Raw genomic sequence first — 23,199 nt, forward strand, 5'->3', positions numbered from 1 at the left:
AACGGTGCAAAAGTGGGTCTTCCGCAACTTGGGTGGATCTGATCATGCAAGAGGACTCATTACTCGCCGTCTCAGCAACTCGAACCCGGCACGACCATACATTTGGCGTTTCAACATCTTCAGTCGGTTTACATGCCCCTCAACAACTCCGTTACTCCACCTGGAACAGATAGCTTCAACTATTGCTGCTGCATCAGATTCCATTCCTGCAGCAACCCGTTGCAGATCAATAAGTCCGCTTTCGCTTACGTTGATGAACCACGGGTTTAACAGTGTTTTATTTTTCGTTTTCAGCATTCTGTAAAAGTCGAGTGCCAGCTGCTGTGCCATTTTCAGCTGAGGCTCTTTTTCGCACATCAACCCGATGAACCGTGATGCGTAGTTTTCTTCCCCTCTGATTATTCTCCAGGGCATCAACCAGCGGCTTACCCTTGAGGCTGAGGGAAGACGGATTGAAGCAATGATCGGATCTGTAACCCCCTTCCGCCATTTGGTAATGGCATCTCTGACCGTTGTTTCACTGCCAGTGAAGCCCATAGTCACCATTTCCCGCCATATCTGGCTGGCATTATGGTTACCATTTTCCCGTTGTTGTTCCAACCAGACGCGCCATGAGTCAAGAAGGCTCGCCTTCGGTGGCCTAGTTGACATCTCAGGGAACGTAACCGACTGTATCCATCGGCGAACAGTCACCCGCGATAACCCGGTGATACGAGATATTTCCCTGATCCCTCACCCATTTTTATGGAGTGAGCTCACTTCCACCCAACGTTCATGCCGCTTTTCACGTCTTTGCTGCTTGATCCGTTCCGGAAGGAGAAGTACTGGTGAGGTTGCTGATTGAACTTCAGGATCATTCTTTTTGGGCGACAGTTCAGTGGCAACCAGCCGTATCAGCGGCATATGCCGGTACATCATCCGTTCCAATGCGTCACCAATATTCTTCAGGAGGTGCCAACGATCGGCGACCTGCCTGGCCTGCGGAGCACCATCACGTGCGGCCATCGCATAGATGCCACCGCGATCGCGTGAGACAACCTGTATTTCCGGATATTTTCTGAACCAGGTCGCCAAAGCACGTTGTTCGCGTCCTGGAAGAAGTACCAGAGGGCGATGAGTATCAAGATTGACGATCAACGTGCCATATCGATGACCACGATGCCATGCCCACTCATCGATCCCTACATGCGGGGTTACAGCTTGTACTGGTTCAGACGCCTGAACCACTCTGCGCAACAGAGTATCAGCGCTGGTTTGGATACCGGTGGCTGTTGCGGCCCGCTTCCCGGCCTCGCCACCGGCGATTAACCCCAGTTGATGCTGTAAATTCTGCAGAGCCTCTGAGGATTGCTGCCTAGAACCAGCGAAAGGGACCAGAGATTCAGTGAAGATTTTACGCGAGCACGCCGGGTTACGGCAGTACCAATGGCGGACAGCAAAGGTTAGATAAAGCGTTTGTCCTGAGCACGGAAGATGCTGTATACGCCGCCGTCGGCAACTATGTACGGAACTACTGCGCTTCAGGCATTCAGGGCAATTGGCTGATTTCCGGGTAGCCCGGAGATTGATACTCACCCCGAGTGGGCTAGTGATTTGTTGGACGACCTGCCATCCGCGCGGCAACTGTAACAGAGCCTGAAGTGAAGTCATTTGTTGTCCCTAACTTAAAACAACTTAGATCCTTGTTAACTAATAAGTTTCATTTATTTTCTTCCACCCAAGTTGCGGAAGACCCACAAATACGATTGCGGAAAAGTTATATCCCAGACTGACTGGGTCAAGATGAGCTCTGTAACCGCGAATTATTCCGCTCTCTTCAAGGCTCTTTACCCGGCGATGGCAGGGAGACAGGCTCAGACCAACCCTTTCGGCCAGCTCGGTAACGGAAAGTCGGCCATCAGCTTGTAGCTCAGCAAGGATCTTGCGGTCAATCCTGTCCATTAGCAATTAACTCCCCTTTTTGTCGATTGTTACAGCAAATATTGGCAGCACATTCTAACTATATAAAGATATTCTTTCCACAAATGGCTTGAGGCGAAACTACCATCAATGCCGATATTACTACGTGGAGATGTGAGCTCTATGGCGTTAAGTCTGTTTGCCGCTTTCTGGGGTGTTTCTGTTCTGTTTGTTATTACACCGGGAGCAGACTGGGCTTATGCCATCTCAGCCGGGATCAATGGTCGTATGGTGGCTCCGGCGGTGGCCGGATTATTGTGCGGTCATCTGATTGCCACCCTTATTGTCGCCGCGGGAGTAGGTTCTTTTATTGCCAACGTACCCTCGGTGATGAGCGCACTAACTCTGGCTGGTGCGGCTTACCTGCTGTGGCTGGGAATTGGCCTGCTTCGTCAGCCTTCTCTGCCTGTGGCCTGGCAGGGTGGGGAGACGCGCTCAAGTGCTCGGTGGGCGCTAAAAGGTCTGTGTATCAGCGGCCTTAACCCAAAAGTTTTTCTGTTGTTTATGGCCCTCTTGCCGCAGTTTACCGATCCGCAGGGGGCCTGGCCGCTTCCGCTACAAATGGCCATGCTGGGTTTGATACATGTTGGCAGTTGCGCCGTGGTCTATCTGCTGGTGGGATATGGCGCCAGTTTGGTATTAAAAACTCGTCCACGAGCAGCGTTGCGGGTCAGCCAGATTTCCGGTGTTCTGATGATGGTTATTGCGCTGCTGTTATTTATTGAACGTTTGTTTTGAGAAAATAAAAATGACTAATATCACCCTGACGCATTTGCGAAAAATGAAACAAGCCGGCGAAAAAATTGCCATGTTGACCTGTTATGACGCGACCTTTGCTTATGAAGCCAGCACAGCTGGCGTGGATATGCTGTTGATCGGGGATACCCTGGGTATGATCCTGCAAGGGCATGACAGTACGCTGCCTGTAACCCTGGATGATCTGGTGTACCACACGGCCAGTGTCAAGCGTGGCAATGCCACCAGCTTTATTATCGCCGACTTGCCATTTATGACCTATTCCTCCGCGGAGCAGGCGTTATCCAGTTCAGGTCGCCTGATGCAGGCCGGAGCACAGATGGTCAAACTTGAGGGGGGGGAGTGGCTTTGTGAAACTGTTCACCAGTTGACGCGCAACGGTGTGCCCGTCTGTGGCCATATTGGCCTGACGCCGCAGTCGGTTAATGTATTAGGTGGCTTCAGAGTGCAGGGCCGCGGAAAAGAACAGGCGCAGGAACTTATCGATGCGGCGATCAAACTGACGCAAGCGGGGGCTGCCATGATCCTGGTGGAGGCGGTGCCAGCTTCTCTGGGGAAAGCGATCAGTGAGGCGGTGTCCGTGCCGGTAATTGGCATTGGTGCGGGTGCCGATACCGATGGGCAAGTTCTGGTATTGCACGATATGCTCGGCCTTAGCCTGACTGGACGGGCTCCGAAGTTTGTCCGCAACTTTATGGATGGTCAGCAGAGTATCCAGGCCGCGCTGCGCAGTTATGTGGCAGCCGTGAAAGAGGGTTCATTTCCGGCAAAGGAACACAGTTACGCAGAACAGGCATAACTGATGCTGGCGGTGTTGAGCTGAAAGCGCATAGCAGATCGGCTATGCGCATAGATGGCGATTGCCAAGATCAAACTTGCCGCTACCTCAGTAACGGCTAAGCGATCCTGACGTAGCGATTAAAACGAAGAGTGCTTATAAGGTAGATAATTGGCCTGCCAGAATTCTGCGGCAAGTCGGGTATTTAGCGTCTCGGCAGAAACTTTGGGAGCAACACCTTCAAGCTGGGCAACGCGAGCGACTTCGGCGGCGATCACTTTTGACACCTGCTGAATATCGGCCAACGGCGGTAACAGCGAACCTTTACCGGTGGTGGCCAGCGGTGAAAGCCCGGCCAGCGCCTGACTGGCGGCCAGCAACATGCCGTCGGTCACACGTCGTGCCTTGGCGGCCAGAATACCCAGACCCAGTCCCGGGAAGATATAGGCGTTATTACACTGTGGGATCTCATAGGTACGATCCTGATAGTGCACCGGAGCAAAGGGGCTGCCGGTGGCCATCAGTGCTGCACCTTCGGTCCAGGCAATAACATCCTGCGGACGGGCTTCGGCGCGGGAAGTCGGGTTGGACAGCGGCATAATGATCGGGTGATGGCAGTGGTGATGCATCTCGCGAATAATTTCTTCGGTAAACAATCCTGGTTGACCGGAAACACCAATCAGAATGGTCGGCTTGGAGTTGCGCACGACGTCGAGCAGGGAGATATTTTGTTTATCCACGGCCCAGTGGTTGATATTTTCTCGTGGCGTCACCAGCTTGCGCTGAAAATCGAGCAGGTTAGGCATATCATCGGTCAGCAAACCAAAGCGATCGACCATAAATACCTGGCCGCGCGCCTGTTCTTCACTCGCCCCTTCGGCAATCATCTGCGCAATGATTTTTTCGGCAATACCGCAACCGGCAGAGCCCGCGCCAAGGAAAGTCACTCGTTGTTCACGAAGCGGCGTACCCGTCGCGTGGCTGGCGGCGATCAGGCAGCCGAGAGTCACGGCGGCGGTGCCCTGAATATCATCGTTAAAACAGCACAGCTCATCGCGATAACGTTCCAGCAGTGGCATGGCATTGGTTTGTGCAAAATCCTCAAACTGCAATAACACTTCCGGCCAACGGGCTTTAATCGCCTGCATAAACAGGTGGATAAAGTCGTTATATTCCCCGTCGGTAATACGTGGATGACGCCAGCCCATATACAAAGGATCCGCCAGGCGCTGGGCGTTGTTGGTACCGACATCGAGCATAATAGGCAGGGTATTGGCCGGATTAATCCCGCCGCAGGAGGTATACAACGAGAGCTTGCCGATAGGGATCCCCATACCGCCAATGCCCTGATCGCCCAGTCCGAGAATGCGTTCACCGTCAGTAACTACAATGACGCGGATATCATTCTTGGAGAAGTTTTGCAGCATCTCATCAATATGTTCGCGGTCGGGGTAGGAGATAAACAACCCGCGTGCCCGGCGATAAATATCCGAAAAGTGTTCGCAAGCTTCACCAACGGTAGGAGTATAAATAATCGGCAGCATTTCTTCGAGATGGGAATTAACCAGGTTATAGAACAACGTTTCGTTGGTGTCCTGGATATTACGCAAATAAATATGCTTGGAGATATCGCGTTTAAAATCGGAAAACTGTGAGTAAGCGCGGTCAGTTTGTTCACTGATGGTCTCGACCTGATTAGGTAACAGACCAGTCAGATTCAGGGCCAGACGCTCTTCGCGGCTAAAGGCTGAGCCTTTGTTAAGCAGCGGGTTTTCCAGTAACAATGAACCAGTGTAGTGTGTATAAAGTGGACGTTTTTTCAACATCAGTCAAACCTCAATAAATTTGGACTGCAAATATATTGCAGTTAATTCCCAAGGCGATTGTCCAGCCTCAGGACTTGTCGCCGTAAAGAAGACTTCTTATTTTGGTATGAGGATAATCCTCACATTGGTCCATAGCGATCAATGTTTATTAACAATATTCTTATTTGTATTTTTTATAGCACGTGACGGCGTCAGTTACTGCTTACTTAAATTACTTAAGTCTTTATATACTTACTCTGTGATCGCATCCTTCATTTTGTTATTGAATTTTTCAGGTTATCTAAAGAATTATACGAACCGTCACGCAATATCTGTGTTTTACTGTAAGTTGTTGTAATTATTATATTTTGTTTTATTTATTTACTTAATTAATTATTGTCATTATCTCGATTTAAATGGCTGTGATGATTATCACATTTAATAAGATAGTTAATCGATATAAACATTGCCCATCTTATTAAATATAAAAAAGGTCACTCCATGCCAATATTACTTTTATCTTCTTTATTCCCTTTGGTCTTTGTGATGGTATTGGGCTGGCTAAGCGGTAAAGTCGGCTATATGAAACGCGAGGATGCAACGGTATTGGCCACCGTGGTTATTCGTTTTGCGTTACCTTTGCATTTATTTGTCGGTGCTTTGCACACCGACCCCTCTAAAATACAGAATCTGTCGTTTATGGCGGTGTTGGTGATCGGGCTGATGGGCTCTTATCTGCTGACACTGTGCATCTCCCGCTTTATGTTTCGCCACGATATCAAAACCAGTGCCATTCAGTCGCTGGTTTGTGCGTTTCCTGATATGGCCTACTTTGGCGCGCCGGTGCTGGCAGTATTGATAGGGCCGGAAGGTTTTCTCGGCGTGTTGATTGGTAATCTGATCACCAGCGTACTGATGATCCCGTTGACCATTGTGTTGATCCGCATGGGCGATAAAAACAATGCCCTGGCACAGGAAGGCAGTCTGCTAAGCATGATCCTGCAAAATCTGCTGAAAGCAGTGCGCAATCCCATTGTCTGGATCCCGATACTTGGCGTGATTATGAGCCTGACGGGCTTTAAAATTCCTGAACTGCTGACTTCATCCATAGAGATGATGGGCAAAACTGCGGGCGGCATCTCCTTGTTTGCTCTGGGATTACTGTTCTTTGGTGAACGTCCTACGCTGAATCTGCATACCTTTACCAATATCGGTATGAAGAATTTGATCCAACCGGCAATGATGGCCGCCGCTGGACTGGCCTTTGGGTTAAGTCATACTCTGATGCAGCAGGTGGTGATTATTGGTGCCACCCCTTCGGCGATTGCCGCCGGCATGTTTGCCGTGCGCAGTGATACCTATGTCGAGTCGGCTTCTTCTTCTATTTTGCTGGGTACGGCGGTGGGCATTGTGACTGAGGGCGTGATGATTTATATGATGTCGTAGCCCGCTCAAGGAGGGGGGATCGGAATAGTCAGCCAATAAAAAAGGCCTGCCATCACTGGCAGGCCTCAGACTGCTGACAAAGTCCGTTATTAGGGAGAGTGCACCGTTGGGGTCGTAGCGGGCTTGCCCGCCGGAGCGCCACTAGGTGTGCTATGCCCGGGTATCTCGATCATCAAGACGACTTTGTCATCAAACTCAGGCCTGCCATCACTGGCAGGCCTTTAGCTTAGCGAAACCCTGTTACTTCAGGCAGTTCGCACACTGTTTGTTTTGGATCTGCTCAAAGAAGTCGTTGCCTTTGTTATCCACCAGGATAAACGCCGGGAAGTTCTCAACTTCGATTTTCCAGATAGCTTCCATACCCAGTTCCGGGTATTCCACACATTCCAGATGTTTGATGCTCTGCTGAGCCAGTACCGCTGCCGGGCCACCAATGCTGCCGAGGTAGAAACCGCCATGTTTGTGACAGGCTTCGGTCACCTGTTTGCTGCGGTTGCCCTTGGCCAGCATAATCATGCTGCCGCCGTTGGCTTGCAGCAGATCAACGTAGGAATCCATACGTCCTGCGGTGGTCGGGCCGAGCGAACCGGAAGCGTAACCCGTTGGGGTTTTGGCCGGACCGGCGTAATAAATCGGGTGATCTTTAACGTACTGTGGCAGACCTTCACCGTTGTCGATACGCTCTTTCAGCTTCATATGGGCAATATCGCGGGCCACAATAATGGTGCCGCTTAGAGAAAGACGGGTCGATACCGGATACTCGGCCAGCTGCGCCAGGATCTCGCTCATTGGGCGGTTAAGATCAACCTGCACCACATTGTTTTCGTCCTGCTTACGCAACGCTTCTGGAATATACTGGCCTGGGTTATCTTCCAGTTTTTCAATCCAGATACCGTCACGGTTGATTTTAGCCTTGATATTGCGGTCGGCGGAGCAGGAAACACCCATACCTACCGGGCAAGATGCGCCGTGGCGTGGCAGACGGACTACGCGGATATCGTGAGCAAAGTATTTGCCACCAAACTGCGCGCCCAGTCCCAGGTTCTGCGCTTCAATCAGCAGTTCCTGTTCCAGTTGCACATCGCGGAAAGCCTGACCGTGTTCGTTACCTTCGGTTGGCAGGCCGTCATAGTAATGGGTAGATGCCAGTTTGACGGTTTTCAGCGTGCTTTCAGCGGAAGTACCACCGATAACAAAAGCAATATGGTACGGCGGGCAGGCTGCGGTACCCAGCGTGCGCATTTTCTCTACCAGATAGTTTTTCAGTTTACCCGGGCTCAGCAGCGCCTTGGTTTCCTGATAGAGGTAAGTTTTATTGGCTGAACCGCCGCCTTTGGCCACGCAGAGGAATTTATATTCATCGCCATCTACGGTGTAGAGGTCAATCTGCGCAGGCAGGTTGGTGCCGGTATTCACTTCTTTATACATATCCAGCGCGGCGTTTTGCGAGTAGCGCAGGTTATCTTCAATAAAGGTGTTATACACGCCCTGTGACAGGTGGGCTTCATCACCACCGCCGGTCCACACGCGCTGGCCTTTTTTGCCCATGATAATCGCGGTGCCGGTATCCTGGCAGGTCGGCAATATGCCTTTAACGGCGATTTCCGAGTTTCTCAGAAACTGTAACGCGACATATTTGTCGTTTTCGCTCGCCTGTGGATCATCAAGAATAGAGGCCACTTGTTGCTGGTGGGCAGGGCGCAGCATAAACGAGGCATCGTGAAACGCCTGTTGTGCCAGCAGGGTCAGGGCTTCCGGGGCAACTTTGAGGATTTCTTCACCGTCAAACTCGCTGACTGATACATGGTCACGGGTTAACAGATAGTATTCGGTTTCGTCTTTGGTAAGCGGGAAGGGATTTTGATAATGGAAAGGTTTATTCGACATTTTTTTCTCACTTAGTCCGTTATTGCCGCCATCCGTCCGGGGACTTTCGGGAAAAACCATTGGCGACATCTTGTTCGTTCTGCCCGTTGCCAACCCGGTGGAGCGGGCAGGCAACGGGGGAGTTTTACTACCAGGCCCAGGCCAATCACGCAGCCTGGCTGGTTATCAGAACATCATTGTCATCCACGGATAACCAATCACCAACAGAGCAACCAGGAAGATGGCACCAAAAATGGTACCCAGGCGCCAGTAATCGGCGGTTGGCAAGTAGCCGCTGCCGTAGTAAATCGGGCTTGGCCCAGTACCGTAAGGTGTAATGATACCCATAATACCCAGTGACGTTACCATCAGCAGGCAGAATACCTGCATATTAATACCAGGGATCGTCGAGGCAATGGTCAGCATAGCAGGTAACAATGCGGTGGTGTGTGCTGTTGTGCTGGCAAACAGATAGTGCAACAAATAAAACGCCAGCAATAGCACGATAGTGGCGACGCTCGGTGAAATACCGGTCATCAGCGCACCGCCTTCTTTACCCAGCCAGCTAATAAAGCCGGTGCTGGACAAACCATCGGCCAGGGCGACCAGGGTGGCAAACCAGACAAAGGTATTCCAGGCCGGTTTGTTGCTGGTGATATCGTTCCAGTTAAGAACGCCGGTCCACAGCATCAGGGTGACGACCAGTAAGGCAGCCAGTGCCGGTTCAATCCAGTCGGCGGCAAAAATCCACATCAACAGGGCTGAACAGACAAATACCAACAACAGAATTTCATTGCGAGTCAGTTTGCCGAGTTTTACCAATTCCGCGCTCGCCCAACGAGGCACTTCATCATTGATTTTAACTTCTGGCGGATAGAGCCAGTAGGCCAGTAACGGCATGGCCAGGATCAGCAGTACGCCCAGCGGCAGGAACGCAATAAACCAGGTGCCCCAGGAGATGTTGATGCCGACAATGCTTTTCACCAGCGCCAGCGCCAGCAGGTTAGGTGCCAGAGCAGACAGGAACATTGAACTGGTGATACAAGCGGCGGTAATGGCGACCCACATCAGGTAGGAACCAATTTTGCGCGAACTTGGGTCATTTGGCTTGGAGCCATACAGCGGTGGCAGGTTGGCAATAATCGGGTAGATTGTGCCGCCGCTGCGGGCTGTATTGGAGGGGGTAAAAGGTGCCAGCAACAGATCGGCAAAGGTGATCGCATAGCCCAGAGTCAGGCTGCGACGGCCAAGATATTTTACCAGGATCAGCGCCAGACGGCGTCCAAACTGGGTCTTATCGTAGCCGGCCGCAAACATGAATGCGCCAAAGATCAGCCAGACCGTTGAGTTGCCAAAGCCGCTTACTGCCCATTTAAAGGCTTGACCAGCGAGTTTGAATTTAGGGTCGGCAAGTTGTTCCGGGCTAAACAGCAACCACTTGCCACCCAGGGCGATAACCACCACGCCTGTCAGGCCGATAACGGCACCTGGCAGTGGCTCAAAAATCAAGCCGACGATCACACCCACAAAGATGGCAAAGAAATGCCAGGCAAAGGGTTGTAATCCGTGTGGGACCGGAACGAGTAACAACAACACTGCAACCAGCACGGGCAGCAACATAAACAGCAGGCGATTTTTTTTGCCTCCTGCAGGTTTGCTTTCCGGCTTTGTAACCGTCGTTTTTGTAAGTTCTTTCATTTTTTTTGTCTACGAGTAGTTGAGAATTCTTTTAATGATGCATAGGTAAGATCATGCCGGTTCTGGTTTTTTATTCTGCTATTTCTTACTTTTTTTAGTTATTTAAGTACCACATCGGCTTGCGCCGTTATTGTTATTTATGGTTGGCCGGTGAAATGGCCCATAAGAAGCAATAAATGTTAATATAATGCGTTTTCTATATTTATTACTGTTGATCTCGATCAACAAAAATACGGTGATATTTAAACTTTTAAAGTTGTAAAAAAAGGAAGTTGGTTTTTTGTTTTTATTGCCGCATTTTTTTGCCTGCAATTGCTCGACCGAGGGGGGATTTTTGCGTGAAAAATCTAAAGAGACAGGGAAAAAGACAACTCAGGGCGTTCGGTCTCCTGTGCAGCGGTTTACCCTGCGGCTAAACAACCCTTGGCACATGGGGCTGCTGACAGGCATCTGTCGGCAAATGTAACCTTTAGGATTGAGTTAAAGGGAAAGGAGATATTAATTTAAAACTATGTGATCGTTTAATTTGAGTATTAACAAATATTTAATAAAGTAATCAAGCAGGTAATGGTTAAATAGTTAATTAACTAATGTAAGCGGTTTTGAAATTAAAATTATATTTATATTAAAGGTATGAGTTCGGTCACGAAATAGAATTAATAAATAATAATCCGATACCGAAAGAATTCGCAGAATCTAATCGCTTATAGTTGGAGTTAATTATTATGAATACCAATAATCGGATGTTGAGTCCTTTTACCCTGCCACGAGGCGCGGTGCTTAAAAACCGTCTGCTGATGGCACCTATGACCACCTGCACCGGTTTTTACGACGGTACCGTCACCAACGAACTGGTGGAGTATTATCGTGCGCGTGCCGGCAGCATCGGCACTGTGATTGTGGAATGCTGTTTTGTTGACGATCAAGGTCTGGCATTCCCTGGCGCTATTGGTATTGATAACGATCTCAAAATTTCCGGCCTGGCAAAAATTGCCGAAGCCATTAAATCCGTAGGTTCGAAAGCGGTGCTGCAGATTTATCATGGCGGCCGTATGAGCGAACCTAAGCTGATCGGCGGTCAGTCGCCGGTAGCCCCGAGTGCCCTGGCGGCTCCCCGTGATGGTGCCGCAACCCCGGTGGCCTTATCCACGGCTGAAGTGGAAGGCATGATCAATAAATTTGGTGAAGGCGTTCGTCGTGCGATCCAGGCCGGATTTGATGGCGTGGAAATCCACGGTGCCAATACCTATCTGATCCAGCAATTCTTTTCACCTAACTCCAACCAGCGTGACGATGAGTGGGGCGGCAGCCGCGAAAATCGCGCCAAATTCCCCCTGGCCGTGCTGGAAATCACCCATCGCATGGCCAACGAATATGCCGATCCTTCATTCATTATCGGTTATCGCTTCTCGCCAGAAGAGCTGGAAGTTCCGGGGATCCGCTTTGCCGATACCATGTATCTGCTGGAAAGACTTGCCGCGCGCGGTCTGGACTACCTGCACTTCTCTGTCGGCTATACCCTGCGTCCGTCCATTGTCGATACCACCGATCCTACGCCACTGATTGACCGTTATGTGGCTATGCGCTCAGAAACGCTGGCCAGTATTCCGGTTATGGGCGTGGGCGGTATCGTCAATAAAGAAGATGCCGAGCTGGCAATGGAACACGGCTACGATATGGTTGCCGTGGGTAAAGCCTGTATCGCCTATCCTGACTGGGCCGAACGCATCAGTAACGGCCAGAAACTCGAGCTGTTTATCGACAGCAGCAAGCGTGAAGCGCTGAATATTCCAGAACCTTTATGGCGTTTCTCGCTGGTTGACGCGATGATCCGCGATATGAGCATGACCTCGAAGAAATTCAAAGCCGGGGTTTTCCAGGAAAAAGTTCAGGATGATAGCTGCCAGGTAGCGATTAACGTCAGTCTGGAAACCGACCGCATTGCCGATATTACCCTGGCCGATGATAGCGATCTGGATGTTGAGTTCACCACCAGCTTTGAAATCATTCGCTCACGTATCCTTGATGCCAACAGCCCGCATGTTGATGCGGTTACCGGTGCCACTACCCAGAGTGAGGCGCTGAAAAAAGCCGTCTCCAAAGCGCTGGCTAAATCCTGTAAAGCGCAACTGCTGGAAGAAGGCGGCAACTTGTCTGCGCCACAAAGCTATGACGTTGTCGTGGTGGGCAGCGGCGGTGCCGGACTGGCAGCCGCCATCCAGGCCTGCGACGAAGGTGCTCGCGTGCTGATTGTCGAGAAAATGTCGACCATTGGTGGCAACACCATCAAAGCCTCGGTAGGTATGAATGCCGCCGAAACCCGCTACCAGAAACTGAAAGGCATTAGCGACAGCAAAGAGTTGTTCTACCAGGAAAGCCTGAAAGGCGGCCAATTCAAGAACAACACCGTGTTGCTGAAAACCTTTGTCGAAACTGCCCCGCAGGCGGTGGAATGGCTGGCAGATCACGGCATTGAGCTGAGCGATATCACCATCACCGGCGGGATGAGCATCGACCGTACCCACCGTCCGGCAGACTGCAGCGCCGTCGGCGGCTTTTTAATCAGCGGCCTGGTGAAGAATCTCAACAAACGCAATATCGATGTCATGCTTGATACTTCAGTAACCGAGATCCGTTATGAAAACGGTGCGGTAAGCGGCGTTGAATTGCTTAATGATGAGAATGAAGCGCTGACCGTGCTGGCGAAAAGCGTGATCGTAGCGACCGGCGGTTTTAGCGCCAATAGCGAAATGGTCGTCAATTACCGTCCCGATCTGGAAGGGTTTGTCACCACTAACCACCAGGGCGCGACCGGTGGCGGCATCGCCATTTTGCAAAAAATTGGTGCCGGCACCGTTGATATGGGCGAGATCCAGATCCACCCAACGGTTGAACAGGGTACTTCTTATCTGATCTCCGAATCCATTCGCGGCGGCGGTGCTATCCTGGTCAGCCAGGCGGGCAAACGCTTCTTTAATGAAATGGAAACACGCGACAAAGTTTCAGCACAGATTATCGCGCTGCCGGAAAAATTTGCCTACGTGGTGTTCGACGAACAGGTGCGGACGAAAAACAAAGCGGCCGATGAATATATTGCCCGTGGCTTTGTGATCAGTGCTCCGTCACCGCGCGAACTGGCCGCCAAGCTGGACATGGATCATCATGCCTTGCTGGCCACGCTGGAAAGCTTCAACGTTGCTGTTGAAAAACAAAACGATGAAGAGTTTGGCCGTAAAACTGCGTTACGTCAGCCAATCCACGAAGGGCCGTTCTACGCCATTCGTATTGCCCCAGGGGTGCACCACACCATGGGCGGCGTCACCATTAACACCGAAACCTCCGTGCTCGATGGTCAGCAACAGGTGATCAAAGGGGCCTATGCGGCCGGTGAAGTGGTCGGCGGGATCCACGGCGGTAACCGCATCGGCGGTAATGCGGTTGCGGATATTATCATCTTCGGTATTCTGGCTGGACGTAGCGCGGCCTCTTACGCCTTGCGCTAACATTAATCCCGCCTGTGCCAGCTAACTCTGGCGCGGGCGGCAATGTCCTCGCTGTGTTAGGTGTTCCCCATGCTGCCAGACGATCGTGTTTATGCTTATTCCGCGGTACTGATGGGTTCGCCCATTCTGCTCAAACTGTTTGCACATAACGAAAGTCTGGCTTCTCGCGTTTTTCGCTTAATCAAGCAACAAGAAAATATCCTCACCGTCAATCGACCCCATTCCGACATTATGGCCATCAATCTGGCGGCGGGCAGCCATGCGGTGGCGGTCAGTCAGCCGGTATTTACCCTGATCCAACGTGCAAAAGCGGTCAGTCTGCTGCCTGACAGTGCTTTTAACTTTACTATCGGTCCGCTGGTCAAACGCTGGAAAATTGGGTTTAGCGGCAATAGTGTGCCGCCGGCCAGTGACTTGCAGGCGTTACTGTCCCTGACCGATCCCCGGCAGGTGATCCTCGATGAGCAGGCGCAGTCGGTGTTTTTGCAACAAGCCGGAATGGAAATTGATCTGGGGGCGATCGCTAAAGGCTATATCGCTGATGTGGTGAGAGATTTTCTGCGGCAAGAGGGCGTTGAACAGGCGCTGATCAATCTTGGTGGCAATGTGCAAACGCTGGGTGCCTCGCACACTAACCAGGAAAATGCCACACCGTCGGGCTGGGCCATCGGCCTGAAAACCCCCTTTGCCGCTGCCGATGCGCTGATTGGCGTGATCCACGTGGTCAATAAGTCGGTGGTGACCTCCGGCGTCTATGAACGTTACTTTCAACACCAGGGCCGTTGTTACCACCATATCCTCGATCCCCGCACCGGTTATCCGCTGGATAACGAACTGCATAGCGTCACTGTGATTTGCGATGACTCCATCGACGGCGATATCTACACGACCTTGCTGTATGGCATGGGGGTAGAACAGGGGCTGGCCCATCTGGCTAACGTCCCGCAGATCGAAGCGATTTTTGTTACCCGCGATCGGCAGGTGATCTGCTCTTCACAGCGGCAGTTTGCCTTTGAGTTGCTGGATGACCGCTATCGGCTGAAGTAACGACGAGGGCAGGCTGCGACCTGCACCTCGGGTGAGGGAGCGGTTACTGGCAATATTGCTTGAGCAATGAATAGTATTCTGGCTGCGGACGGTAGCGATAGACCGGTCGACCGGTGACACCATAATGAATGCTGGTCACCAGAATATGGCATTGCGCCAGCCAGATCAGATATTTTCGGCAGGACACCCGCGAGATATTGACCGCATTCGCCAGCTCGTCCGTTGAGAACTCGCTGGCGGGATGGGCATCAATCCACTGACAGAGGGTACGCAGCGTCTGCGGCGTCAATCCTTTTGGCAGTTTTGTCTGCTCGGCCACCGCCGGACTCTCGCCATGGATCAGACGGTCAACATCCGATTGTTCATAATATTGCTGATTTTCCATCAGCGTCTTTTTCTGCTGCCAGCCGGTCAACGCTTCTTCAAAGCGCGAGAACTGAAAAGGTTTGATCAGATAATCCACCACGCCATAGTGCAGCGATTTCTGGATGGTCACGGCGTCGGCTGCCGATGAAATCACAATCACATCAATCGGCCGTTTGGCATTACGCAGTTCCGGCAGCAGATCCAGGCCATTATCCTGCTGCATATAGACGTCCAGCAAAATCAGATCGATTGCCTGTGGGCTATTGAAAATCATCTCTTTTGCCTGCTGCAGGGTCGAGGCGGTGCCACAGCAGGTAAACCCGGCTATCTGGCCGACATAGCAGCGATTCAGCTCGGCAACCATGGCATCATCATCGACTATCAGGACATTGGTCATGGGGTTATCCTCTCAGCATCCCAGGGAAGTTGTACAAAAAATTGCGTGTAGACGTCGGGTTCGGACTCGACGATTATGCTGCCGCCAAGGCTCTCTAATTGTTGTTTTGCCAGGAATAACCCTACGCCGCGTTCTTCGCCTTTTGACGAAAAGCCTTTTTCAAAAATAGCCTCCAGGTAATCGGGGTGAATACCGGGACCATCATCGCTGACTACGCAGGCCAGCCAGCCATTCTGATAGTGCAGTAACACGCTGACTTCACCATCAGGTTGTTGCTCGAGGGCATCCAGGGCATTTTCAATCAGGTTACCCAATACCGTAATCAGTGCCGCTACCTGATTTTCATTGCTGTTATCCGGTAACTGGCTGTCTTCGCTTAGAGTCAGTCGGTGGCGGGTATCCGAGGCGCGATTGATTTTACTTAATATAAAACCGGCAATCACCGGCGACTGGATGCGCAGCAGCAAAGAGCCAATTTCTGCCTGATAGTTATTGGCGGTTTTCATAATGTAATCTTCAAGCTGCGCATAGCTCTTGAGATGCAACAGGCCAAGGATAACATGCAGCTTGTTCATAAACTCATGGGAGCGTTCGCGTAGCGAATCAGCGTAGTTTACCATGCCGCTCAGGCGCTGCATCAACTGGCTGACTTCGGTTTTGTCCCTGAAGGTACAGATAGCGCCAATAATGACGCCGTTGCTGCGTACCGGCACGCTGTTACTCAGTAATACCCGCCCCTTGAAATTAATCTCTACGTCGCGCTGTGGCACGCCGCTGCGTAATACCTCGCGCAGATTGGCAATCAGCGGTTGTGATGTGCCGATATCGTCAGTGCGACTGGTCAGCGCGGTACCCATTTCCTGAAAAATCTGCGACGCCGCCTGATTGACCAGCGTAAGTTGGGCGCTCTCATCGACGGCGATCACCCCCTCTTTTATTGACTGCAACATGGCCTGACGCTGTTCAAACAGCGTGGAGATTTCGTAAGGTTCGAGACCAAAGAGAATACGTTTTAGCATTCTTACCAGACAATAGGTGCCCAGCGCGCCAACCAGCGTGCCAAATAATACCGTCCATAGAATGCTCCAGCGGCTCTGATTGACCTGTTCAGCCACTTTGCTCAGGGAAATACCGATGGCCACCACGCCGATTTGCCGATGCTGATTGTCAAATATCGGTGTAAAAACCCGTAACGCTTCGACCAGCACGCCATGGTTGATCGACACATTCTCTTTACCGAGCAAGGTCGGATTAATATCGTCGCCAATAAAATGGTGGTTAATCACATCCTCATTGGGATGCGAAAAACGAATGCCGTCCATATTGGTCACCACCACAAACAGCAAATTATTTCTTTTTTGCACCGCCTGGGCGATGGACTGAATAACGCTATTTTCCGGCTTGCCAGCCAGGGCGAGTTTGATTTCGGGGGAGTCGGCCAGCGTTCTGGCCACCGCCAGCGCTTTGTCTTTAACGCCGTCGCGGGTGACATTGCTGACTTGGACGAAATAGAGAATGTGCACAACCAGTAACACCGAGATGATAACGGCGCTGATCATCAGTATTACTGAGGTACTGAGTCGTAGTGGGTGCTTACGCACGGGGTGATTTTGCTGCGAGTCGCTCATTGGAGCCCCGAATAGCTCATTATATAGTGCTAATGGTCTATGTTTGTCAGCGGGACGTCTACCCCGGCGTGGCTCTTTTGTCGGTGTCGGCACTTATTTTGCCGACGAAAGCCGGTTAATTAACCACTGTTGGCGTGCGCGATCTTTATGGCCCGCTGTGCCGCCATTTTGGGCGGAAAAAAATCCCGCCGAAGCGGGAGAGTATGAGCTTAACGGTCTAGTTATAAATTTCCCTGGTGCTGATAAGAGGCGCTTATCAGTGGATAGATAGACTTTATCACGCGCCAGTTTTAGTTGTAGGAGGTTATAGTTTCCTTAAGTTACAGAATGTACAAATAACCGGCAATTTTCCTGACCAGGCCGCCATACCTGCTGACCATCCACGTAAGCTGTTGCCTGCTTAGCCTTGTTTGTTACTTTCCGTGGTTGTCGGCCTCGATTTTTTATCGACGTTATTACGCCAAATAATGCCCCGCATTTGCAGAAAATCCGCCGTGAGCGTTTACACCTCTGGGGCAATATCCGCGGGTGCTCGTGGCAGCTGTGGGCCGATGAAATCATCATTGCTGATTATTGTTCCAGCGCCAAATAACCGAGGGATCTATTTCCCGAATTTTGTTGAACAGCTCTCTGTCGCGGAGGTTTTTTTAGTGCTCTGTTTTTATTGAATTATTTTAATTAAGTACAGGCGGTTTCAATAACTGAAAAGCCGTTTTTAAATAAATGCCATTAATGAATGATTATTTTTAGCGGCAGTGTAATCGCTTACACTTGCAGGGTAATACATATTCCACACTCGCCAATAACCTTTAAAATTATGGTTGTTAACCAAAGATGCTATATTTTTTAAAATAACACCAATCTGTAAAGTTATGTATATACTAGGTGCATGTTGGAATTTTCCTGAGCGCCAGCGTGAAACCGCGCCTGGGATCCTGTGCCTGTTCTCAATGCCACAGCCATTGAGAGGGGCGTTGTCAGACTTAACTTTATAAATCGAAATCTTTCAGTGAATAACAAAACCCCCATTGCCATCGGCGTTCTATCGTCGCTTTTACTGCCGCTTTCCGTCAGCTATGCCGCAACTGCAGCAACCCCCGTCAAGCCTGCAACACCAGATGTTGCCGCTAAGCCTGCCTCAACTTCCGACTCGACGCTGATGATTATCAAACAGCAGCAGAGCGGCCTGTCGGAGCTTGATACTCCGGCGGCGGTAAGCGTTATTGATGGCGACGATCTTCGCCGCAGCAAACCTCAGGTCAACCTGTCAGAAAGCCTGGGCGCGGTGCCGGGACTGCAAGTGCAAAACCGTCAAAACTACTCGCAGGATCTGCAACTGTCGGTACGCGGTTTTGGCAGCAGCTCGACCTATGGCGTCAGCGGCGTACGTATGTATGTGGACGGTATCCCGGCGACCATGCCTGACGGGCAGGGCCAGACCTCAAATATCGATCTCAATTCTGCCGACAAAATTGAAGTGCTGCGCGGGCCGTTTTCGGCGCTCTATGGCAACGCATCCGGCGGTGTCGTCAATGTTGATACGCAAAGTGGCAGCCAGCCGACACAACTTTCGGTGGGCACCTATTACGGCAGTTATGGCTCCTTTCGCAATAGCGTCAAAGCCAGCGGGGCAACCGGCGATGGCACTCACGCCGGGGATGTCAATTACACCCTTTCTGCTTCGCGTTTTACCACCCAGGGTTTTCGCGATGACAGCTCGGCGCGCAAAAATCTCGGCAATGGCAAACTTGGTGTCAGGATCGATGATGTCAGCACACTGACGCTGATGTTTAACAGTGTCACCGTGGACGCCGGTGACCCCGGTGGCTTGACCGACGCCGAGTGGAAAGCCAACCCAACCCAGTCGCCCCGTGCCGACCAGTACAACACGCGCAAGACTATCGATCAGACCCAGTTCGGTCTGCGCTACCAGCGTGATATGAGTGAGCACGATCAGCTCAGCATCATGACCTATCAGGGGGAACGCCACACCACGCAATACCAGTCGATCCCGATGTCTGCCCAGAAAAATCCGGCGCACTCCGGTGGGGTGATCGTGCTGTCACGGAGCTATCAGGGCATCGATACCCGCTGGAAGCATGACGGTAACCTGGGTTCGGTGCCGGTAACGCTGACCGGCGGACTGGATTATGAAACCATGACCGAGCGCCGCCAGGGTTATGAAAACTATACCCTCGACAATGGCGTGCCGGACTATGGGGTGAAAGGCAATGAGCGCCGCAATGAAAAGAACACCATGTGGAACCTGGATCCCTATTTGCAGACCAGTTGGAAGTTGACGCCGCGCTGGACGCTGGATGCCGGGATGCGCTATAGCACGGTGAGCTTTGATTCCAAAGATTACTACATTACCCAGGGCAACGGCGATGACAGCGGCAGTACGCGCTATCACAAAATGCTGCCGATGGGCTCCCTCAACTATGCGCTGACCCCGGCCTGGAACCTCTATGTTTCGGCGGGTCGCGGATTTGAAACGCCGACCATCAACCAGCTCTCCTATCGCCCCGATGGTGCTTCCGGCCTGAATATCAATCTGCAACCTTCCACCAGCAATACCGTGGAAATGGGCAGTAAAACGCGTATCGGCGACGGCTTACTAACCGCCGCGGTGTTCCAGACTGACACCGACAATGATTTGGTGGTCGCCACCAGCAGCGGCGGCCGCACCAGCTATGCCAACGCCGGAAAAACCCGTCGTCGTGGGCTGGAGCTGTCGCTCGATCAGCAACTGGCTATGGACTGGCGGGTACGTATGGCCTGGACGCTGCTGGATGCCACATATCGTAACGACGTTTGCGCCAGCACCAGTTGCACGGCAGATGAAGTGGTGCCTGCCGGTAACCGCATGCCGGGGATTGCCCGCAATATGGGCTATGCCTCCCTGGAGTGGGCACCGCCGGAAGGTTTCCATGCCGGCGCGGATATTCGCTATATGAGCAATATCCAGGCGAATGACGACAATACCGCGCAGGCCCCGGCCTATACCGTCACGGGCGTCAATGCCGGTTATCGCCTTAACTGGCGGGATAACTGGTCGCTGGATCTGTTTAGCCGCGTCGATAACCTGTTCGACCGCCACTACGTCGGTTCGGTGATCGTCAATGAAAGTAATGGCCGCTATTTTGAACCGGCGGCCGGAAGAAATTGGGGCGGCGGCGCCACCCTTACCTATACTTTTGAATAATTAATTTCACTTACTCTCTTCGCCGCTGCCTTTTTTTGCCAGCCATCCCGCTGGCGGCAAAGGGTAGCGGCAGTAAAGAACCGAGCGCCCATTGGCCTTTTCCCCCTATTTAGCGGGGAGTGGGATGATGGGGGCAGGGAAGGACATTCCGGGCTATGCCGAATGTTTTTAAGATCGCCAGGGTGTGGGCGATCGAAGACAATAAAATCTTGTAAGGTAATAATATGCAAACGAAAGCTTCGTTATCACGCATTGTCGTAATAATCACCGCTTTGTTCGCCGCGTTAAGCGGATTATATCTCCTGGTCGGCGGAATATGGCTGACTGCCATTGGCGGCTCTGTCTACTACATTATCGCCGGCGTGGTTCTGCTGGTCACTGCCTGGATGCTGTATCGCCGCCGTGCAGCCGCATTATTGCTGTATGCCATTTTTCTGTTAGCGACCACTATCTGGGGTGTATGGGAAGTGGGCACTGACTTCTGGGCGCTGACGCCGCGTCTGGACGTGACCTTCTTCCTCGGACTGTGGATCCTGTTACCCTTCGTTTATAACCAGATGAGCAGCAAAAATGCCTTTGCTCGTGGTGCTCTGGCCACCTCGCTGGCGATCACCGTCCTGGTTCTGGCCTATGCGGTATTTAACGATCCGCAGGAAATCAACGGCACTATTAATGCCGCCGATGCGGCCCCCGCCAAATCTGCTGGTGGTATCGCCGACGGTGACTGGCCAGCTTATGGCCGTACGCAGGCGGGTACTCGCTATTCGCCGCTGAGTCAGATTAATGACAAAAACGTCGGGCAACTGACTGAAGCCTGGTCATTCCGTACCGGTGATATGAAAACCGCCAACGATCCGGGTGAAATCACCGATGAAGTTACGCCGATCAAAATTGGCGATATGATTTATCTGTGTACTCCGCACCAGAAACTCTTTGCGCTGGATGCCGCCACCGGTAAACCAAAGTGGCAGTTTGATCCCCAACTGAAACCTAACCCGACCTTTCAGCATGTGACCTGTCGCGGTGTTTCTTATCATGAGACCCCCGCCTCGGCGCAGGCACCTGCCAGCGGTTCGGCACCGGCCATTTGTGCTCGTCGTATTATTCTGCCGGTCAATGATGGCCGCATGTTTGCCCTCGATGCCGAAACGGGTGCGCGTTGTGCCGATTTTGGCAATAACGGCGAACTGAATCTGCAAAACAATATGCCAAACGCCACCCCGGGTCACTATGAACCAACCTCACCGCCAGTGATCACCGACAATGTGATTGTGGTGGCGGGTGCAGTGACCGATAACTATTCCACGAAAGAGCCTTCCGGGGTGATCCGCGGTTTTGATGTTAATAGCGGTAAACTGCTGTGGGCCTTTGATCCCGGTAGTGCGCAGCCTAATACGCTGCCTGGTGAAGGGCAGAACTTTGTTGCCAACTCGCCAAACTCCTGGGCTCCTGCAGCCTACGATCGTCAGTTGGATCTGGTCTATCTGCCTATCGGCGTAGCAACTCCGGATATTTGGGGCGGTAACCGCACGCCAGATATGGAGCGTTATGCCAGTGGTCTGTTGGCGCTTAATGCCTCCACCGGTAAATTGGCCTGGTTCTACCAGACCGTGCACCATGATCTGTGGGATATGGACGTACCGGCCCAGCCGACGCTGGCGGATATCAACGACAAGAGTGGCAACAAGGTTCCGGTCGTTTATGTTCCGACCAAAACCGGTAATATTTTTGTCCTCGATCGCCGTGATGGCAAACTGGTGGTGCCTGCCCCGGAAAAACCGGTGCCGCAGGGCGCAGCCAAGGGTGACCATGTTTCTGCCACCCAGCCTTTCTCTGATCTTACCTTCCGTCCTTCGGCCAAGCTGACCGGCAAGGATATGTGGGGCGCGACTATCTACGATCAGTTGATGTGCCGCGTAATGTTCCACCGTCTGCGTTACGAAGGCACTTTTACGCCGCCTTCCGAGCAGGGCACGCTGGTGTTCCCGGGTAACCTGGGTATGTTCGAATGGGGCGGTATTTCCGTCGACACCGACCGTCAGTTGGCCATTGCCAACCCGATTGCACTGCCGTTTACCTCAAAACTGATCCCGCGTGGTCCGGGTAATCCGATGGAGCCACCGGCCGATGGCAAAGGCGGTAGCGGTACCGAGTCGGGTATTCAGCCACAATACGGCGTGCCTTACGGCGTTGAACTCAATGCCTTCCTGTCGCCGCTGGGCTTGCCATGTAAACAACCGGCATGGGGTTATATCTCCGGGGTCGATCTGAAAACCAACGATATCGTGTGGAAAAAACGCATTGGTACCGTTCGTGACAGCTCACCACTGCCATTACCGTTTAAAATGGGGATGCCAATGCTGGGGGCGCCGACCTCAACGGCGGGTAACGTCTTCTTTATCGCGGCAACGGCGGATAACTACCTGCGCGCCTTTAATATGAGCAACGGTGACCAACTGTGGCAGGCACGTCTGCCGGCTGGTGGCCAGGCGACGCCGATGACTTATGAAGTAAACGGCAAGCAATATGTGGTGATCGCGGCCGGTGGTCATGGTTCATTTGGCACCAAGCTGGGTGACTATATTATTGCCTATGCCTTGCCTGATGCCAAAAAAGAGTAAGTTTTAATCGTTAGAAACTTGCTAAAACGCCCGGGGAGATCCGGGCGTTTTTATATCGTCTGCAAGTTCGAGATACCCGGGCATAGCGCACCTAGGGGCGCTCCGGCGGGCAAGCCCGCTACGA

Annotated in this window: 12 protein-coding genes and 2 pseudogenes; 7 read left to right on the plus strand and 7 right to left on the minus strand. The window is 52.0% G+C overall.

All coding sequences use genetic code 11. The annotated features are described in order from the left end of the window. Positions 1-42: 42 nt before the first annotated feature. Positions 43-1,650, minus strand: a pseudogene (locus tag GW590_RS05040) (ISL3 family transposase). Between the two features lie 72 nt (positions 1,651-1,722). Then, a pseudogene (locus GW590_RS05045) lies at positions 1,723-1,941 on the minus strand (Lrp/AsnC family transcriptional regulator); the annotation flags it as partial. A 141-nt stretch (positions 1,942-2,082) separates the two neighbouring features. On the opposite strand from GW590_RS05045, the gene GW590_RS05050 reads away from it, so the two are divergent. Both GW590_RS05050 and panB read left to right on the plus strand, forming a co-directional pair. Continuing rightward, complete coding sequence (locus GW590_RS05050) at positions 2,083-2,697, plus strand: LysE family translocator (protein WP_169401920.1); 615 nt, start codon at positions 2,083-2,085, stop codon at positions 2,695-2,697. Between the two features lie 10 nt (positions 2,698-2,707). Then, on the plus strand, positions 2,708-3,514 hold the full coding sequence (panB, locus tag GW590_RS05055; RefSeq protein WP_169401921.1) for a 3-methyl-2-oxobutanoate hydroxymethyltransferase: 807 nt from the start codon (positions 2,708-2,710) through the stop codon (positions 3,512-3,514). Positions 3,515-3,633: 119 nt separating this feature from the next. Here panB and GW590_RS05060 read toward each other — a convergent pair whose 3' ends face one another. After that, entirely contained in the window at positions 3,634-5,319 is a 1,686-nt protein-coding gene (locus tag GW590_RS05060; protein ID WP_169401922.1) for an NAD-dependent malic enzyme, read from the minus strand. Positions 5,320-5,799: 480 nt separating this feature from the next. Here GW590_RS05060 and GW590_RS05065 point away from each other — a divergent pair, with 480 nt between their 5' ends. Next, the gene (locus GW590_RS05065; RefSeq protein WP_169401923.1) at positions 5,800-6,744 is read left to right on the plus strand and encodes an AEC family transporter; all 945 of its coding nucleotides are present in this window, start codon (positions 5,800-5,802) and stop codon (positions 6,742-6,744) included. A gap of 240 nt (positions 6,745-6,984) precedes the next feature. Here the strand turns inward: GW590_RS05065 and fumA are convergent, their stop codons facing one another. Both fumA and GW590_RS05075 read right to left on the minus strand, forming a co-directional pair. Continuing rightward, the gene (gene fumA / locus GW590_RS05070; RefSeq protein WP_169401924.1) at positions 6,985-8,631 is read right to left on the minus strand and encodes a class I fumarate hydratase FumA; all 1,647 of its coding nucleotides are present in this window, start codon (positions 8,629-8,631) and stop codon (positions 6,985-6,987) included. Between the two features lie 165 nt (positions 8,632-8,796). Further along, positions 8,797-10,308, minus strand: coding sequence for an anion permease (locus tag GW590_RS05075; protein ID WP_328803043.1), 1,512 nt, complete (start codon positions 10,306-10,308; stop codon positions 8,797-8,799). A gap of 725 nt (positions 10,309-11,033) precedes the next feature. Between GW590_RS05075 and GW590_RS05080 the strand changes: the two genes are divergently transcribed. Next, positions 11,034-13,811 (plus strand): flavocytochrome c, encoded by a 2,778-nt coding sequence (locus tag GW590_RS05080; RefSeq protein ID WP_169401925.1) that lies wholly within the window; start codon positions 11,034-11,036, stop codon positions 13,809-13,811. 69 nt (positions 13,812-13,880) lie between these two features. Beyond that, the gene (locus tag GW590_RS05085) at positions 13,881-14,858 is read left to right on the plus strand and encodes an FAD:protein FMN transferase (RefSeq protein WP_169401926.1); all 978 of its coding nucleotides are present in this window, start codon (positions 13,881-13,883) and stop codon (positions 14,856-14,858) included. A 43-nt stretch (positions 14,859-14,901) separates the two neighbouring features. Here the strand turns inward: GW590_RS05085 and dcuR are convergent, their stop codons facing one another. Together dcuR and GW590_RS05095 are read right to left on the minus strand one after the other, a co-directional pair. After that, complete coding sequence (dcuR, locus tag GW590_RS05090) at positions 14,902-15,621, minus strand: two-component system response regulator DcuR (RefSeq protein WP_169401927.1); 720 nt, start codon at positions 15,619-15,621, stop codon at positions 14,902-14,904. Next, positions 15,618-17,249 carry a sensor histidine kinase gene (locus tag GW590_RS05095; protein WP_169401928.1) on the minus strand — a complete coding sequence of 544 codons (1,632 nt, stop codon included), beginning with the start codon at positions 17,247-17,249 and terminating at the stop codon, positions 15,618-15,620. The genes dcuR and GW590_RS05095 overlap by 4 nt, the downstream gene beginning before the upstream one ends. A 1,009-nt stretch (positions 17,250-18,258) precedes the next feature. On the opposite strand from GW590_RS05095, the gene pqqU reads away from it, so the two are divergent. Both pqqU and GW590_RS05105 read left to right on the plus strand, forming a co-directional pair. After that, entirely contained in the window at positions 18,259-20,454 is a 2,196-nt protein-coding gene (gene pqqU, locus GW590_RS05100) for a TonB-dependent receptor PqqU (RefSeq protein ID WP_408014909.1), read from the plus strand. A gap of 224 nt (positions 20,455-20,678) precedes the next feature. After that, positions 20,679-23,075 (plus strand): glucose/quinate/shikimate family membrane-bound PQQ-dependent dehydrogenase, encoded by a 2,397-nt coding sequence (locus GW590_RS05105; protein WP_169401929.1) that lies wholly within the window; start codon positions 20,679-20,681, stop codon positions 23,073-23,075. Positions 23,076-23,199: the final 124 nt, after the last annotated feature.

Origin of the sequence: Rouxiella aceris (assembly GCF_012933545.1) — a bacterium.
GTDB classification, from domain to species: domain Bacteria; phylum Pseudomonadota; class Gammaproteobacteria; order Enterobacterales; family Enterobacteriaceae; genus Rouxiella; species Rouxiella aceris.

Excerpts from the sequence above, each read along its gene's own strand:
- GW590_RS05105 (WP_169401929.1), top strand. The coding sequence starts at position 20,679 with ATGCAAACGAAAGCTTCGTTATCACGCATTGTCGTAATAATCACCGCT.
- fumA (WP_169401924.1), bottom strand. The coding sequence starts at position 8,631 with ATGTCGAATAAACCTTTCCATTATCAAAATCCCTTCCCGCTTACCAAA.
- GW590_RS05080 (WP_169401925.1), top strand. The coding sequence starts at position 11,034 with ATGAATACCAATAATCGGATGTTGAGTCCTTTTACCCTGCCACGAGGC.
- GW590_RS05065 (WP_169401923.1), top strand. The coding sequence starts at position 5,800 with ATGCCAATATTACTTTTATCTTCTTTATTCCCTTTGGTCTTTGTGATG.
- GW590_RS05060 (WP_169401922.1), bottom strand. The coding sequence starts at position 5,319 with ATGTTGAAAAAACGTCCACTTTATACACACTACACTGGTTCATTGTTA.
- panB (WP_169401921.1), top strand. The coding sequence starts at position 2,708 with ATGACTAATATCACCCTGACGCATTTGCGAAAAATGAAACAAGCCGGC.
- GW590_RS05095 (WP_169401928.1), bottom strand. The coding sequence starts at position 17,249 with ATGAGCGACTCGCAGCAAAATCACCCCGTGCGTAAGCACCCACTACGA.
- GW590_RS05085 (WP_169401926.1), top strand. The coding sequence starts at position 13,881 with ATGCTGCCAGACGATCGTGTTTATGCTTATTCCGCGGTACTGATGGGT.
- dcuR (WP_169401927.1), bottom strand. The coding sequence starts at position 15,621 with ATGACCAATGTCCTGATAGTCGATGATGATGCCATGGTTGCCGAGCTG.
- GW590_RS05050 (WP_169401920.1), top strand. The coding sequence starts at position 2,083 with ATGGCGTTAAGTCTGTTTGCCGCTTTCTGGGGTGTTTCTGTTCTGTTT.
- GW590_RS05075 (WP_328803043.1), bottom strand. The coding sequence starts at position 10,308 with ATGAAAGAACTTACAAAAACGACGGTTACAAAGCCGGAAAGCAAACCT.